The following is a 16,764-nucleotide window of genomic DNA, read 5'->3' as shown; positions in this document are numbered from 1 at the left end:
GCCCACCACCGCTTCGCGCACATGGGGTGTGCCGACCTTGGACAGCTCGAACACCAGCGCCGAGGCCATGTGGGCCTGCTCCAGCGGGCTCTGGCTGCGGTAGAACATGCGCGCCTGGCTGTAGTGGTCGGCAAAACTCTCGGCCCGCACGCGGCCCTTCACGCCATCGTCGGCCTGCGCGAAGTGGCGAAAGCCTTGCGCGAGCGAGGCGCGGGGCGTGTCAGGCTGCAGGCTGCTGGGTTCGTAGTTSACSCGKCCCYTSGGCACCTGCATCTGCATGTGGCCGTCGCGCTGCAKGTTGKSGAASGGRCACTTSGGSGCATTSAYSGGGATCTGSKSRAAGTTGGGCCCGCCCAGGCGSGASAGYTGCGTGTCSAGGTACGAGAACAGRCGGCCCTGCAGCAGSGGRTCRTTGCTGAAGTCGATGCCGGGCGGCACGTTGGCGGGGCAGAACGCCACCTGCTCGGTCTCGGCGAAAAAGTTGTCGGACCAGCGGTTGAGCACCATGCGGCCAATGGGCTGCAGGGGTACCAGTTCTTCGGGGATGAGTTTGGTGGGGTCGAGATGGTCAAACGGAAAGCGTTCGGCATCCTGCTCAGTGAACAGCTGCACGGACAGCTCCCACTCGGGAAAGTCGCCCGCCTCGATGGCTTCGAACAGGTCGCGCCGGTGGTAGTCGTTGTCGGCCGATTGCAGCTTGACGGCCTCGTCCCACACGGTGGACTGGATGCCCAGCTTGGGCCGCCAGTGGAACTTCACAAACGTGCTCTCGCCCGCCGCGTTCAGCAGGCGGAAGCTGTGCACGCCAAAACCTTCCATCATGCGCAGGCTGCGGGGAATGGTGCGGTCGCTCATGGCCCACATCACCATGTGCAGGGTTTCGGGCATCAGCGAGACAAAGTCCCAGAAGGTGTCGTGCGCGCTGGCCGCCTGCGGAAAGCCCCGGTCGGGCTCCATCTTCACGGCGTGCACCAGGTCCGGGAACTTCATCGCGTCCTGGATGAAGAACACGGGGATGTTGTTGCCCACCAGGTCCCAGTTGCCTTCTGGCGTGTAGAACTTGACGGCAAAGCCGCGCACATCGCGCGGCGTGTCCACCGAGCCTGCGCCCCCGGCCACGGTCGAAAAGCGGGTGAATACAGGGGTCTGTACACCGATGTCGGTCAGCACCTTGGCGGTGGTGTACTTCTTGAGCGAGTGCGTGAGTTCAAAGAAACCATGGGCTGCCGTGCCCCGTGCATGCACGATGCGCTCGGGAATGCGTTCATGGTCAAAGTGCGTGATCTTCTCGCGCAGGATGAAGTCTTCGAGCAGCGTGGGGCCGCGCGGCGCAGTGCGCAGCGAGTTCTGGTTGTCGGCAACCGGAATACCCTGCTGCGTGGTCAGCACCGGGTGTTTGCCGCCCGCCTGTTGCTGCAGCTCGCCCGCGTTGCCGCGAAAGTTATCGGACTGGGTGGAAGAAGGCAGGGCAGACGGCGATTTGTGGGCCGCGCTGCGCGAGGTAGGGGGTCGTGCCATGGGCGCTCCTGGGTGGTGCGTGGGGTAAAACGAAGCCACCATCTTTGGGCGCTGAGCGTTCCCAGCGGGTAGGACATGGCCCCATCGGCGCGTCGTCGGGCGCGCGCGATGACGGCTTGCCCGGCCGATACGTAAGTGCTTGCAACACACACCCGGGCGACATGGCACTTTGTTACGCTTGCTGGTTCCTTCGGAGGGGATAGCGTGAACGCAAAAAAATGGATGTTGGCCGCCAGCCTGTCTCTGGTGGCCTGGGGGGCCCAGGCCCTGCAGATCACCAGCTTCTCGCCCCAGGGCGAGGTGGCGCGCGTGCGCCAGGTGGTGGCCAAGTTCGACGCTGCTGCGGTCAATTTTGGGGACCCCAAGGCGGCCGCGCCGCTGAGCCTGAGCTGCAGCGACGCCAGTGTGACCAAGGGCACGGGCCGCTGGACTGGCGAGCGCGAGTGGGTGTTTGACTTCGAGCGCGACCTGCCGCCAGGCATGCGTTGCACCGCCAGCGTCAAGCCGGGCTTCAAATCGCCCGCTGGCGCAGAACTGACGGGCGCCAAGAGCTATCAGTTCAATAGCGGCGGGCCATTTGTGCAGAACCTCCGCCCCAGCACCTACGAGCAGATCGACGAAGAGCAGTTCTTTGTGCTGTTCCTCAATGGTCCTGCCACCACGGCCAGCGTGCAGAGCAACGTTTGGTGCACGGCCGAGGGCGTGGGCGAGCGCATCCCCGTGCGTTTGATCGAGGGGGCGCAGCGCGCCGAAATCCTCAAGGGCCTGGGCCTGGAGAAAGACGCAGCACGCGAGCCCCTGTCCTTTGCCACGCTGGCCTGCAACCGCCGGTTCACCTCGGGCTCGCGCATGCAGATCGTGTTCGGCAAGGGGGTGGCCACCCCCAGCGGAGTCGCCAACACGGTGGAAAAACGCTTTGACTTCAAGGTGCGTGAGCCGTTTTCGGCCGAGTTCAGCTGCGAGCGCGAAAACGCCCAGGCAGCCTGCCTGCCGATCCGGCCGATGATGCTGTCGTTCAACGCGCCCGTGCCGCGCAAGCTGGCGGCTGCCATTCGCCTCAAGTCCGCCAAGGAAACCCTCAAGCCCCAGATCGATGGCGGCGCAGAAGGTGCCCAGGCCGATGCCCTGGTCAACAGCCTGCAGTTCAACGCGCCGCTGGCCGAGAACACCGCTTTCACCATCGAGCTGCCCAAGGACTTCAAGGACGCCTCGGGCCGCGCGCTGCGCAATGCGGACAACTTCCCGCTCAAGGTGTCCACTGGCGGCATGCCGCCGCTGGCCAAGTTTGCAGCGGCGCCTTTTGGCATCGTGGAGCGTTTTGCCGAAGGCCCTGCGTCGGACAACCCGCCTGCGCTGCTGCCCGTGACGCTGCGCAACGTGGAGGCTGCCCTGCGCGTGCAGGGCCTGCAAGCGGGTGTTGCGACAGCCACCGCACCGGCGGGCAAGGTGAGCACGCTCAAGCCTCGCACCGACGCGGACATCATTGCCTGGTTTCGCAAGGTGCAGCGCTATGACAGTTACGTGATCAACCGCAAGCAGGCGCGCCAGGATGTGACTGGCCCCCTGCCCAAGGTGCTGGATGACGACAAGGAATACGTTCAGTCGCGCATGCTGTCGCTGCTGGCAGGCAAGGGCGGCGTCAAGACGCTGGACCTGCCCAAGCCATCGAGCAACGACCCGCGCCCGTTCGAGGTGGTGGGCATTCCGCTCACACCCGGCTTCCATGTGGTGGAGATCGCGTCGCAAAAGCTCGGCGCCTCGCTGCTGGACGACCGCCATGGCGAAGGCCGCACGATGTACGTGCGCACCTCGGCGCTGGTGACCAACCTGGGCGTGCACTTCAAGCTGGGCCGCGAAAACGCCATGGCCTGGGTCACCACGCTGGACAAGGGCCAGCCCGTGCAGGGCGCCACGGTGCGCGTGTCGGACTGCCGAGGCAACGAACTGGCGCAGGCCGTGACCGACGCACAGGGTATTGCCCGTGTGGAGGGCCTCTCGTCCGAACCGCCCGGCTGCAATTCCAATTCTGAGGACGAGGTGGGCCAGTCGTACTTTGTGAGCGCGCGCCACAAGGGGGTGGATGGCGTGGAGGACATGGCCTTCACCTGGAGCGACTGGCAGCGGGGCATCGAGCCCTGGCGCTTCAATGTGCCCACCAGCCGGGCACCATCGCCGGACGAGCGCGTCCACACCATCTTTGATCGCACGCTGTTCCGCGCGGGCGAAACCGTGTCGATGAAGCACCTGCTGCGCGCCGAAACGCGCCAGGGTTTTGCCCTGTCGGCATCGCGTCCCGATACCCTCGTCATCACCCACTTGGGCAGCGGCCAGCAGTTCACCCAACCCCTGGTGTGGCGCGGCACGGCCACCGGGGGGCTCAGTGCGCAAAGCACCTTTGCGATTCCGCCCGCTGCCAAGCTGGGCGTGTACCAGGTTGAGCTGGGGGGCAACGGCACGGTGAATGGCAGCCTGGCGTCGGGCTCGTTCCGCGTGGAGGAGTTCCGCCTGCCCGTGCTGGAAGGCCGCATTGCCCCGGTCGAGAAAAAGGCGCTGGTGCGCGTGCGTTCGGTGCCCACCGACGTGCAGATCAACTACGTGGCCGGTGGCGGCGCGGCCAACCTGCCGGTGCGCGTGTCGGCCCTGGTGCGCGGCAAGTCCCTGGAGTTCAGCGACTACGACACCTTCCGCTTCAGCCCGCCCCGCAAGCGCGAGCAGAGCAATGCCAACAGCGACGACGAAGAAGCCACCGCCAGCCAGGACGCGCGCGTGATTGCCGACAAGCTGCCGCTCACCCTTGACAAGAACGGTGCGGGCAAGGTCACCATCGACAATGTGCCCCAGGCGCGCCAGCCGCAGGAACTGCTGCTGGARGCCACCTATGCCGACCCSAAYGGCGAGGTGCAGACCMTSCGCAGCACGCAGACGCTGTGGCCCGCCKSKGTGRTCGCYGGCATCAAGACCGAAGGCTGGGTGTCTGCGCGCCAGAAGATCCGCTTCCAGGCGCTGGCGCTGCAGCACAACGGCAAGCCGGCGGCCGACGCCGCGCTGCAGGTGCAGGCCGTGGCGCGCATCACCACCACCACSCGCAAGCGCATGGTGGGTGGCTTCTACAGCTACGACAACCAGACCGAAACCAAGGACTTGGGCACGCTGTGCACCGGCAAGAGCGACGCGCGCGGCCTGCTGCTGTGTGAGGCCAAGCTCGACGAGGCGGGCGAGGTGGAGCTGGTGGCCACGGCCACGGACAAGGACGGCAACACCAGCGTGGCCGCTTCGTCGGTATGGGTCACGCGCCAGGGCGAGCTGTGGTTTGGTGGCGAAGACCATGACCGCATCGATCTGCTGGCCGAGAAGAAGAGCTACCAGCCCGGCGAGACCGCCAAGTTCCAGGTGCGCATGCCGTTCCGCTTTGCCACGGCCCTGGTGGCCGTGGAGCGCGAGGGCATCATCGACACGCAGGTGGTGCAGCTCRACGGCMAGGACCCSACMGTGAGCCTGMAGGTSMRGCCCGASTGGGGSCCSAAYGYCTACGTGAGCGTGCTSGCSYTGCGCGGCCGSCTGCGCGAGGTGCCGTGGTACAGCTTCTTCACCTGGGGYTTCAAGGCRCCGCGCGAGTGGTGGACYKCSTTCTGGTACGAAGGCAAGGAATACSWSGCGCCCACCGCRCTGGTSGAYCTSWSCAAGCCCGCCTACCGCCTSGGCRTGGCCGAAATCCGCGTGGGCACGCAGGCCCACCAGATCGATGTGAAGGTGCAGGCTGACAAGGAGAGCTACGCCGTGCGCGGCAAGGCCCAGGTCACCATCACCGCCACGCTGCCGGGCGGCAAGCCCGCCGCCAACGCCGAAGTGGCSCTGGCCGCSGTSGACCAGGCGCTGCTGGAGCTGATGCCCAACAACAGCTGGAACCTGCTCGAMGCGATGCTGCAGCGCCGCAGCTGGGGCGTGGAGACATCGACGGCGCAGATGGAAATCATCGGCCGGCGCCACTACGGCAAGAAGGCCGTGCCCGCAGGCGGTGGTGGGGGCAAGTCACCCACGCGCGAGTTGCTGGACACCCTGCTGCTGTGGGAGCCCGCACTCAAGCTCGACGCCAACGGCCAGGCCAAGGTCACCGTGCCGCTCAACGATGCGCTGACCACCTTCAAGATCGTGGCGGTGGCCGATGCGTCCACCGGGCTGTTTGGCACCGGCAGCACCAGCATCCGCGCCACGCAGGACCTGCAGATCATCAGCGGCCTGCCGCCGCTGGTGCGCGAGGACGACCAGTTCCGCGCGCAGATCACGCTGCGCAACACCACCAAGGCCGCCATGAAGGTGGAGGTGGCACCACGCGCCACGTTGCTGGACTTGAAGCCGCAGACCATCGACATCCCGGCGGGAGAGGCGCGTGAGGTGGCCTGGGACGTGACCGCCCCCGCGCAGCTGGCGCAAACGCGCGCCGAGGCCATCCTGTGGGAGATCGAAGCCAAGGACCAGGTCAGCGGCGCCCGCGACGCCCTCAAGGCCCGCCAGCGCATCGTGCAGGCGGTGCCGCTCACGGTGCAGCAGGCCACGCTGGTGCAGGTGGACGGTAGCTACACCCTCGATGTGAACCCACCCGCCGACGCATTGCCCGGCCGGGGCGGCCTCAAGATGTCGCTGCAGCCCAAGCTGGCCGAAGGCCTGCCCGGCGTGCGCGACTGGTGGGCGCGCTACCCGTTTGCCTGCCTGGAGCAAAAGACCAGCAAGGCCGTGGGCCTGCGCGATGGCGCGCTGTGGCAGACCGTGGTGGCGCAGTTGCCCACCTACCTCGACAGCGATGGCCTGGCCAATTACTTCCCGCCGCGCGATGGCGACGCCAACCGGGGCAGCGACACCCTGACGGCCTATGTGCTGGCCGCCACGCACGAGGCCGCCAGCATCAACCCCGCGTTTGCCCTGCCCGACGAAGCCCGCGCGCCCATGGAGCGTGGCCTGATCGCGTTTGTGGAAGGCCGCATCCAGCGCAACTTCTGGAGCCCGCGCAAGGACCTGGACATGCGCAAGGTGGCTGCACTCGAAGCGCTGTCGCGCTACGGCAAGGCCCAGGGCCGCATGGTGAGCAGCATCACTATCGCGCCCAACCAGTGGCCCACCCACACGGTGATCGACTGGGTGAATGTGCTCAAGCGTGTGGCCGATGTGCCCGAGCGCGACAAGCGCCTGGCCGAGGCGATGCAGATCCTGCGCGGCCGCCTGTCGTTCCAGGGCACCAAGCTCATCTTCAGCAACGAGCAGGACGACTACTGGTGGTGGCTGATGCAGAACGGCGACGTGAACACCGCCCGCCTGATGCTGGCCGTGATGGACGACCCGGCCTGGAAGGACGACATGGGCCGCCTGGCCAACGGTTTCATCAGCCGCCAGCAGGCAGGCGCCTGGCACACCACCACCGCCAACCTGTGGGGCGGCCTGGCGCTGGAAAAATTCAGCGCCAAGTTCGAGGCCACACCCGTGTCGGGCACCACCAAGGCCAGCATGGGTGGCAACACCGCCAGCGTGGACTGGAGCAAGGTTGACCGCGTGAAGGCGTCGGATGCCACCGGCGCCCCCAATCAGATCACCTGGTTTGGTGCACCCGCATCGCCCGGCAACCTCAAGAACAACGGCATGTTCCTGCCTTGGGCAAGTGCTGCGGGCAAGGCGGGCGGCAAGGAGCAGCTGGCCGTCACGCACCAGGGCCCGGGCAAGCCCTGGCTCACGCTGCAGTCGGTGGCGGCCATTGATCTCAAGGCSCCGTTCGCSGCGGGCTATGCGATCAAGAAGACCATCACSCCGGTSGAGCAGGCCAACAAGTCGCTGCCCGCCGGCCAGTACACRCGGGGCGACGTGCTGCGCGTGACGCTGGAGGTCAACGCCACGGCCGATATGACCTGGGTGGCGATCACCGACCCCATCCCGGGTGGCGCCACCATCCTGGGCAGTGGCCTGGGTCGTGATTCCGAGATCGCCACGCAGGGCGAAAAGAAGAGCGGCGCAGGCTGGCCCGCGTTCGAGGAGCGCAGTTTTGAGTCCTTCCGCAGCTACTACGAGTACCTGCCCAAGGGCACCGTCAAGATGGAGTACACCGTGCGCCTGAACAACGCGGGCGACTTTGCGCTGCCACCGAGCCGCGTCGAGGCCATGTATGCGCCCGAGATGTTTGGCGAGTCGCCCAACGCACGGGTGAAGGTGCAGGTGGCCAAATAAGTCGCCACACCCCAACGCCACTTCGTCATAACGTCGCCATGCACAGCCTTGCCCATCGCCCACCCCAGGCCTGCATGCCATGAGCCTCAGCGTCTTTCTGGAGCTGCGGTTCTGGCTGCTGGTGGGGTTCTCGCTGGTGCTGCCGGTGGGCATTTATGCGCTGCTGCTGGTCACGCGGTCGATCTCGCGCTGGGCGGTGCTGGGGTTTGGGGTGGCCCTGGTGCTGATCGCGGGGGTGGATGTGTACCTGCTGCAGTCCATGGCAGCACAGGCCAAGAGCACGCCGTCGCTGGCCGATGATGCGTGGTTCAGTTCCGAGCTGACGATTGCGCTGTACCTGCTGCCGGTGGTGTTCGGCGGTATCGGCGTCAACCTGATCTCGCATGTGCTGCTGCGCCACCTGACCGAGGCCGAGGGGCGGTTTGACCGGGAGCACTCCGATCGTTGAGTCGTGAGGCGCTTACGATGTTCAGATCCCTTCGTTTTCAGAAAGTCAACCCACCATGATCCTGGGTCTCGCTGCCAACCGCTTGCACCACCACACCGAAGATGCGGCGCTCTTTGCCTGGCTGCGCGCCTGCGAGGCGGGCATCCGGGAACTGCAGCTGGGGCTGCACGCCGTGGGCCGCACGCACGATGCCATCGTCGCTGCGGGCATGCTGCAGGGGTACCGGCCGCTGGTGCGCTATCCCTACGGGCGCGACGGTGGACTGATGAAAGTGGTGGCAGAGGTGGTGGGCATGGGGGAAGGGCGCACGCTCGATGGCGCGATCTACCTCACCGACCCCGTGGACCCTTCTTCCATCTTCCCCGAGGCGCTGGCCCTCAAGCGGCAGTGTGTGATCCACGGCAAGCCGTTTCTCTCCACCGTGGCCAGCGCGCGCGACTGGATCGAGATGGAGCGCATCCACGCCGGGTTGCCGCCCGATCCGCAGGCCGACCGGTTTCATGACCATGGCCCCCAGACGCTGGCCCTGATTGCGCACGACGCGTGCAAGCAGGCCATGCTCGACTTTGCGGATCGCAACTTTGATGTGCTGTCGCAGTTTCGCCATCGGGTGGCCACCGGCACCACGGGCCAGCGACTGAACGCCCTGGCGTGGAGCAAGGGCTGGCCCGAAGGGCAGCCCTGGGTGCAGCGTTTTAACAGCGGGCCGCTGGGTGGCGATGCGCAGATTGCCGACCTGGTGCTGGAGCGTCGTTGCCACCGCGCCGTTTTTTTTGAGGACCCGCATGTGGCGCGCCAGCACGAGGCCGACATCCAGCTGCTGGAGCGCGCTGTGACCACCGCCACGCACGACGCGGTGTGTGTCACCGTGCCGGGCGTGGCGCAGCGCTGGTGCGACGCCGTGCGCCTGCGCGCAGCGCGCTGATAGTGCTTTCATTTCTGTGTGTTTGTGTTCCTTCCTTTCGCTTCCTTCCCCACCTTGCGCATGCGCACGCAGGCCACCACTCTGGTGCTGGCGGCCTGCGCCTCGGGCGCCTGGKCCATTCCCACGTTTGACGAGGTGCGCGCGGACTTCAAGCCCTCGGACACCCTGATCCTCTCGCGCGAAGGCGAGGTGCTGCAGCGCTTGCGCACCGAYGCCASCGTGCGGCGYGGCCAGTGGGTGSCRCTGGCCGATGTKTCGCCCGCGYTGCGCCAGGCGCTGGTGCTGAGCGAGGACAAGCGCTTTTTTGAACACAGCGGCGTGGACTGGCGTGCGGCCTCGGCCGCCGCCTGGGGCAACCTGTGGAACCAGCGCACACGCGGGGCCAGCACCATCACCATGCAGCTCGCGGGCCTGCTGGACGGGGACTGGCGCCAGGGCCCCGGGGGGCGCAYGGTGGTGCAGAAGGTCGGCCAGACCGTGGCCGCCCAGGTATTGGACCGGCGCTGGCGCAAGGACCAGATCCTGGAGGCGTACCTCAACCTGGTGCCGTTTCGCAGCGAGCTGGTGGGCATCGATGCCCTGAGCCGCACTCTGTTTGACAAGGCGGCCCACGGCCTGGACGACCGCGAAGCCGCGGTGGCAGCGGCCCTGGTGCGCGCACCCAACGCAAGGCCTGCGCTGGTGGCACAGCGTGCCTGCGGCGTGCTGCGCGACATGCAGCAACGCCCCTCCACCCCCGCCTCGCCCGCTGCACCGGCGGTGCGCGTGGACTGCGATGCGCTGGATCTGTTCACCACGGCCGCATTACAACGCCGCGCTTTTGATGCCAGCGAGGGTGTGGCGCCGCACTTTGCACGCTACCTTCTGCGCCAGCGGGACAAGGACAGCGCTGTGCCCGAGCRGGTGGCCACCACCCTGCGCGCGCCGTTGCAGCGTTTTGCGATGCAGAGCCTGCAGCAGCACCTGCGCGAGTTGCGCGGGCGCCATGTGGAAGACGGCGCGGTACTGGTGCTGGACAACGCCACGGGCGCGGTGCTGGCCTGGGTGGGGTCATCCGGCCAGCTCAGCCAGGCCAGCGAGGTCGATGGGGTGCTGGCGCTGCGCCAGCCGGGCTCCACGCTCAAGCCGTTSTTGTACGCSCAGGCSATTGCMGAGCGGCGGCTCACGGCGGCCTCGCTGGTSGASGACTCGCCSGCGCAGATCASCACGGCGRGCGGGCTCTACATTCCGCARAACTACGACCGCCAGTTCAAGGGSYSGGTGTCGGYGCGCACSGCRCTGGCSGCSTCGCTCAACGTGCCSGCCGTGCGCACGCTGGTCATGGTCACGCCCGATGCGTTCCACCGGCAGCTCGGGGCCATGGGATTGCCGCTGCGTGAAAGTGGCGACTACTTTGGCTACAGCCTGGCACTGGGCAGCCCCGAGGTACCGCTGCTGCACCTGACCAATGCCTATCGCACGCTCGCCAACGGCGGGCGGGCGAGTCCTGTTGCAGTCACGCTCGCCAATGGCGGGCGGGTGAGCGCCGCGGCCCCGGCCATCGACCCACGCGCTGCCTACATCGTGGGTGACATCCTGTCCGACGGCAATGCACGCGCCCGCACCTTCGGCACCGACAGCGTGTTGGCCACCCGTTTCTGGACSGCSGTGAAAACSGGCACCAGCAAGGACATGCGCGACAACTGGGCSGTGGGCTGGTCSSAGCGCTACACGGTGGGTGTGTGGGTAGGCAATGCCAGTGGCGCGGCCATGCACGAGGTCAGCGGCACCAGTGGTGCGGCGCCCATCTGGGCAGCGGTGATGGGCTTTCTGCACGCCCGCGAGCCCAGCCGGGCCCCCAAGGCCCCTGGGGGTCTGGTCAGGGCGGCTGTGCGGTTTGGTCCGGGCCAGCCGCCCTCTGCAGGCGTGCTCCAGCCGCTGGAGGCTGCGCGCGACGAATGGTTTGTGCCTGGCACACAGCAGTCTTTGTTTGCTATTGATTCAATAGCTTCCGAGCCATATTCCACTAGCGCATCTGGCCAAAAAGTCTCCAAAAACGCTGCCTCGACCCCTATGGCGCTTCCTGCCGGTGCCTCTGCCCGCATCACCGCCCCGGCGTCCGGCACGGTGATCGCGCTGGACCCGGACATCCCGCCGATGCGCCAGCGCCTGCAGTTCACCGCCACCGGCGATGCCGTGCAGTGGCGGCTGGACGGCAAAACCCTGGGCCGGGGGCCTCGGGTGGCCTGGATGCCGTGGCCTGGGCGGCATGTCGTGCAGATCACCGATGCCCAGGGCAAGGTGCTGGACGAAGTCCGGCTGGAGGTGCGTGGTGCCGGTGTGGTGGCGGCGCCCCCCCGGGCAGGTGCGCATTGACGCTGACAAATCCGAGGAATACGGTGTGAATTCGGGCCAAGTCCCGGTTCAGGCGACTGTTTAAAATAGTTACAAACTATCTCTATGCCCTCGCTTCGCCAGTTTTTCTCTCACCGCCTGATCTGGCTGGCTTTGCTGGTGGCTTTGGGTATCGGGGCATTGTTCGCCCGCACCATCTGGACCATTCGCAACGACGAGTGGAGCTACGCGGTGCAAACCAACGCCAACCTGGCCCGCACCCTGGAGCAGGGCCTGGCCTGGTCGCTGGACTCGTTCGATAAATCCCTGGAGGGCGTGGCCCGCGAGGTGTCGCGCCCGGAGGTGTGGGCGTTGCCCCCCGACCTGCGCTCGCGGGTGGTGTTTGACAACTCGCTGCGCGCGCGCGGCGCGGGTGATGTGCTGGTGCTGGACGCGCAAGGCAATGTCATCCTGGACTCGGGCTCCAATGCCCCCCGCCGGGTCAACTTTGCCGACCGCGACTACTTTCTGGCTTTCCGCGATCGGGGCGAACAGGGGCTGTTCTTCGGCAAGCCTGTGCCTTCGCGGGTGACGGGCCTGAACATCCTGCCCATCTCGCGGGGCTACTACAACGCAGACGGCAGCTTTGCCGGGGTAGTGGTCGGCGCCATCCGCCTGAGCTACTTCAACGAACTGTTCGGCTCGCTGGACCTGGGCCCGAACAGCGGTATCAACATGTTCCGTCAGGACGGGGTGGTGATCTCCCGCTTCCCGTACGGTGATTCGGATGTGGGCAAAACGATTGCCGGCTCCCCCAACCTGCTGCGCTTTCAGAAGGAGGGCACGGGTTCTTTTGTGGGCAAGGCGGCGCTCGACGGCGTGGAGCGCCTCTACTCCTTCCGGCCTGTGGGCAACTACCCGCTGATCCTGAACGTGGCGCAGTCCACAGAGACCATCCTGGCCAAGTGGAGCAGCAGTGCCTGGGTGTTGGGGGGCTTCGCCGTGCTGCTGATGCTGGGAAGCCTGGGGCTGGCCCTGATGTTTGTGCGCGAGCTCCTGCTGCGCCAGCAGGTGTCCGCGCGCCTGGCCGAGGCCGAACACGACCTGCGCACGACGCTCGACAACGTGCCCTCGATGATTGCCTACTGGGATGCCAGCATGCACAACCGCTTTGCCAACCGTGCGGCGCTGGAGGAGTTCGGCACCTACCCGGCACCGGTGCGGGACCGCCATATCAGCGAGCTGCTCAGCGAGGCCCGCTACGCGGCCAGCAAGCCCAATTACGACTTGGCGTTGGCAGGAATGCCACAGCGCTTTGAGCGGACGGACGAGGACGCACGGGGTCAGCCGCGTCACAGCATCGTCTCGTACCTGCCTGACACCGATGCGCGCGGCGTGGTCACCGGGCTCTTTGTGCAAGTGACGGACATCACCGAGCGCAAGCGCATGGAGAACGAGCTGTTCGACGAGAAAGAGCGCGTGCGCCTCACCCTGCAATCCATCGGCGATGCCGTGGTCTGCTCGGACGCCAAAGGCATGGTGACCYACCTCAACCCCGTGGCCGAGCGCCTCACGGGCTGGCAGGCGTTTGATGCGGCCGGGCATAACGCAGACGAAGTGGTCAGCCTGCGTTGCCCCGACAACGACGAGCCCTTGCCCAACACCTTGCGCACCGCGATTCAGCAAGGCGCGGCCACAGAGCCCGTGCGGGGCGTGCTGGTACGCCGCACCAGCGGCCAGCGCTTCCAGGTGGAGGAGACGGCCAGTGCCATCACCGACCGCCATGGCGCGGTGACGGGCGCGGTGGCGGTGCTGCGCGATGTGACCGAGGCCGTGGCCATGGCCGAGCGCATGTCCCACCTCGCGCAATATGACGCGCTCACCGACCTGCCCAACCGCGTGCTGCTGCAGGACCGCGCCCATCTGGCCATGGCCCAGGCGCGGCGTGACGGCAAGTCTCTGGCGGTGATGTATCTGGACCTCGATGGCTTCAAGGAAGTCAACGACCGCCTGGGCCACGATGTGGGCGATGTCCTGCTGGTGCAGTTTGCCCAGCGCCTGCAGGCAGCGGTGCGTGCGTCCGACACGGTGTGCCGGCAGGGGGGCGATGAGTTTGTGGTGCTGCTGCCGGGGCTGGATGGGGTGGAGCCCGCCTGCCTGGTGGCGCGCAAGATCCTGGCGGCCTGTGACGCAGCGTTTGATCTGGCTGGGCAGCCGGTGCGGGTGGGCGTGAGCGGCGGCATTGCGCTGTTCCCGCAGCACGGCAGCACGTTCGATGAGCTGTCGCGCCATGCTGACGGCGCCATGTATGCGGCCAAACGCGGCGGGCGCATGCGCTTCATGCTGTACCAGGGCCCGGATGCCGATCCCGAGGTGGTGTTGCCCGAGCCCTCTCAAGTGGCCGCGGCCCAGTAGTCCACCTGCTGAAGCCGGGCGTCCGGGTGGCATGGCACTGTCCGTCGCTGGAAATTTGTTGCAAGCCGTCGAAAAAATTTTGATGGCTGCCCCCCGCGCCACCGCCTACCATTCGGCGCATTCCCCATCCTGGAGAGCCTGCGTGCCCAATCTGTCCAAAATCACCTGCATCGAAGACCTGCGTGTCATTGCCGAGCGCCGCGTGCCGCGCATGTTCTATGACTACGCCGATTCGGGCTCGTACACCGAGGGCACCTACCGCGCCAACGAGAGCGACTTCCAGCGCATCAAGCTGCGCCAGCGCGTGGCCGTGAACATGGAAGGCCGCACGACCCGCACCACCATGGTGGGCCAGGACGTAGCCATGCCCGTGGCCATTGCACCCACCGGCCTCACCGGCATGCAACATGCCGACGGCGAGATCCTGGGGGCCAAGGCGGCCAAGGCGTTTGGCATCCCGTTCACCCTCTCGACCATGAGCATCTGCTCSMTCGARGACRTKGCCGARCACACSGGCCGSCAYCCGTTCTGGTTCCAGGTGTATGTGATGCGGGACCGCGACTTCATCGAACGCCTGATCGACCGCGCCAAGGCGGCCAACKKCTCGGCGCTGCAGCTCACGCTCGATCTGCAGATCCTSGGYCAGCGCCACAAGGACATCAAGAACGGCCTCTCGGCCCCGCCCAAGCCCACCATCGCCAACCTCATCAACCTGGCCACCAAGCCGCGCTGGTGCATGGGCATGCTGGGCACAAAACGCCGAAGCTTCGGCAACATCGTGGGCCAYGCCAAGGGYGTGGRCGACCTGTCGTCGCTGTCGTCGTGGACGGCCGAACAGTTCGACCCGCAGCTCAACTGGGGTGATGTGGAGTGGATCAAGAAGCGCTGGGGCGGCAAGCTGATCCTCAAAGGCATCATGGACGYSGAAGATGCGCGCCTGGCCGYCAMSAGCGGYGCCGACGCWCTSATCGTCWSCAACCACGGCGGGCGCCAGCTCGACGGCGCGCCMTCYTCCATYGCSGCACTGCCAGGCATTGCCGCAGCAGCCGGCAAGAACATCGAGGTGTGGATGGACGGCGGCATCCGCAGCGGSCAGGACGTGCTCAAGGCSCGCGCKYTSGGCGCSCRSGGCACGCTGATCGGCCGCAGCTTCTTGTATGGCCTGGGGGCCTACGGCGAGGCGGGCGTGACGCGTGCGCTGCAGATCATCCAGAAAGAGCTGGACATCACCATGGCGTTCTGTGGCCATACCAACATCAACAACGTTGATTCGTCGATCCTGCTGCCCGGTACCTTTCCCACGGCCTGAGCGGCTGAAAGCCCTTCACCGCGCGGCCGTCGTCGGCGCCGGCAGACGTTTGAGTGTGGCCAGGTAGGCCACCACGTCCTCGCGGCCCTGTGCGTCGTCGAGCTGGTAGTCCATGCCCTGGCCGGGGATCAGCGCCTCGGGGTCGGTCAGCCAGGCCTTGAGCGTGGCACGCGTCCACAGCAGCTTGCTTGCGCGCAGCGCGGGCGAGTAGTCAAAATCCTTCAGTGCGCCCGCGCGGCGCCCCACCACGCCCCGGTGCGCCGGGCCGTCGCCATGCTGGTCCGGGCTGTGGCAGCTGCTGCAATGCGCCGCGTACAGCGCAGCGCCACGCTCCACCGACTGGGCCGCAACGGGGCTGTGGGCCCCCCACACCAAGGTGGCCGCAACGGCAACCCAATGAACAGGGAACAGTGGGCGAGGCAGAGGCATGGCGGGGAGCATGGGGTGGAAAGCGCGAGCGTTGTGGGCAGAGGTGACTCTTGCAGTACGGACGATCCCGCCGCCTGGATTCATGCCCGTTGCGGTTGGGGTGCCCGATACCCCGACTACACCAATTTGCCGAGCCAGGGCCCTGTTTTTGTGCCCGGCCGCATCCAAAGTGCCCGCAGTGGCGTATTCACACACAGCAAAGCCCCGCAGGCACCTCCCACCCAACCAATCCCCGAGAATGGGCGCATGAGCACCCTCCACCCAGACAGTGAACTGATGGACCTCCTAGACCGCATCGCCGCGCAGGACGACTCCGCGCTGAAAAAGCTGTACGAGCGCACCGCGTCGCAGCTTTTTGGCCTGGCCCTGCGCATCGTCCGCAACCGCGACGCGGCGGAGGATGTGCTGCAGGAGGCGTTTTTGACCATCTGGCGCGGCGCGGGCAACTACCGCGCATCGCTGAGTCCGCCCATGGCCTGGATGGGTTTGATCGTGCGCAGCCGGGCGCTGGATGCCCTGCGCAAGCGCACCACCGACAGGTCCGATCTGATGAACGAGCTGGATGACGAGATGGCGCAGACGCTGGAGGGCGACATGCCCAACCCTATGGACGCCGCCGATGCCAGCGAGCAGGCCTTTGCGCTGCACCACTGTCTGGGAAAGCTCGATCACAAGCAGCGCGAGGTAGTGAGCCTGGCCTACCTGCGCGACCAGAGCCACGGCGAGCTGGCCGAGCAACTCAAGCTGCCGCTTGGCACCGTCAAGACCTGGATCCGCCGGGGCCTGGAACAGCTGCGCACCTGCATGGCGCGTTTTGCGTGAGGTTGCCATGAACATTACCCGACACCCCGAACTGCTCGACCGCCTGGCTGCCAGCTACGCCCTGGGCACACTGCGTGGCGGCGCCCGCCGCCGATTTGAAAGCCTGGCCCGCGAACACGCCACCGTGCGCGCTGCCGCGCTGGTCTGGCAGACCCGCTGGTCCGGCCTGACCGAGCTGCAGCCCGCCATCCACCCCGCGCCCGCCGTGTGGACGCGCATCGACAACCTGGTGCAGGCCGACCGGGCTGCGTCCGCCATGCAGGCTGCCCGTGTGCACCAGGCCGCAGAGGCCCCCAGCGGCTGGTGGCGCAACCTGCTGGTGTGGCGCGGTGCGGCGGCTGCGGGCGCCATCGCCACGCTGGCGGCTGTGGTGGTGGG

At 66.9% G+C, this 16,764-nt stretch carries 9 protein-coding genes and 1 pseudogene; 8 read left to right on the top strand and 2 right to left on the bottom strand.

Going from position 1 to position 16,764, the window contains the following annotated elements; translation table 11 throughout:
* Positions 1-1,518: catalase (locus AC04MI_RS17135; RefSeq protein WP_476498230.1), on the bottom strand; the 1,518-nt coding region annotated here is incomplete at its 3' end.
* 222 nt (positions 1,519-1,740) lie between these two features.
* Between AC04MI_RS17135 and AC04MI_RS17130 the strand changes: the two genes are divergently transcribed.
* The 6 genes from AC04MI_RS17130 (at position 1,741) to AC04MI_RS17105 (ending at position 15,135) form a co-directional block, all read left to right on the top strand.
* Positions 1,741-7,725, top strand: coding sequence for an alpha-2-macroglobulin family protein (locus AC04MI_RS17130; RefSeq protein ID WP_476498232.1), 5,985 nt, complete (start codon positions 1,741-1,743; stop codon positions 7,723-7,725).
* A gap of 79 nt (positions 7,726-7,804) precedes the next feature.
* Positions 7,805-8,173 carry a hypothetical protein gene (locus tag AC04MI_RS17125; protein WP_200938914.1) on the top strand — a complete coding sequence of 123 codons (369 nt, stop codon included), beginning with the start codon at positions 7,805-7,807 and terminating at the stop codon, positions 8,171-8,173.
* 55 nt (positions 8,174-8,228) lie between these two features.
* On the top strand, positions 8,229-9,098 hold the full coding sequence (locus AC04MI_RS17120; RefSeq protein WP_056061207.1) for a methylglyoxal synthase: 870 nt from the start codon (positions 8,229-8,231) through the stop codon (positions 9,096-9,098).
* Between the two features lie 60 nt (positions 9,099-9,158).
* Positions 9,159-11,453 (top strand): penicillin-binding protein 1C, encoded by a 2,295-nt coding sequence (pbpC, locus tag AC04MI_RS17115; RefSeq protein ID WP_476498231.1) that lies wholly within the window; start codon positions 9,159-9,161, stop codon positions 11,451-11,453.
* Positions 11,454-11,537: 84 nt separating this feature from the next.
* Positions 11,538-13,826 carry a bifunctional diguanylate cyclase/phosphodiesterase gene (locus tag AC04MI_RS17110; protein WP_476498229.1) on the top strand — a complete coding sequence of 763 codons (2,289 nt, stop codon included), beginning with the start codon at positions 11,538-11,540 and terminating at the stop codon, positions 13,824-13,826.
* 142 nt (positions 13,827-13,968) lie between these two features.
* Positions 13,969-15,135 (top strand): alpha-hydroxy acid oxidase, encoded by a 1,167-nt coding sequence (locus AC04MI_RS17105; protein ID WP_476498228.1) that lies wholly within the window; start codon positions 13,969-13,971, stop codon positions 15,133-15,135.
* 15 nt (positions 15,136-15,150) lie between these two features.
* Here AC04MI_RS17105 and AC04MI_RS17100 read toward each other — a convergent pair whose 3' ends face one another.
* Positions 15,151-15,564 carry a c-type cytochrome gene (locus AC04MI_RS17100; protein WP_056062123.1) on the bottom strand — a complete coding sequence of 138 codons (414 nt, stop codon included), beginning with the start codon at positions 15,562-15,564 and terminating at the stop codon, positions 15,151-15,153.
* A gap of 246 nt (positions 15,565-15,810) precedes the next feature.
* Between AC04MI_RS17100 and AC04MI_RS17095 the strand changes: the two genes are divergently transcribed.
* On the top strand, positions 15,811-16,386 hold the full coding sequence (locus tag AC04MI_RS17095; RefSeq protein ID WP_056061217.1) for an RNA polymerase sigma factor: 576 nt from the start codon (positions 15,811-15,813) through the stop codon (positions 16,384-16,386).
* A 7-nt stretch (positions 16,387-16,393) separates the two neighbouring features.
* Positions 16,394-16,764 (top strand): annotated as a pseudogene (locus AC04MI_RS17090) (anti-sigma factor); the annotation flags it as partial.

This window comes from Acidovorax sp. LjRoot204, assembly GCF_056175785.1.
The sequence above is the reverse complement of the archived record's forward strand: the minus strand, read 5'-3'. Positions and strand labels throughout refer to the sequence as shown.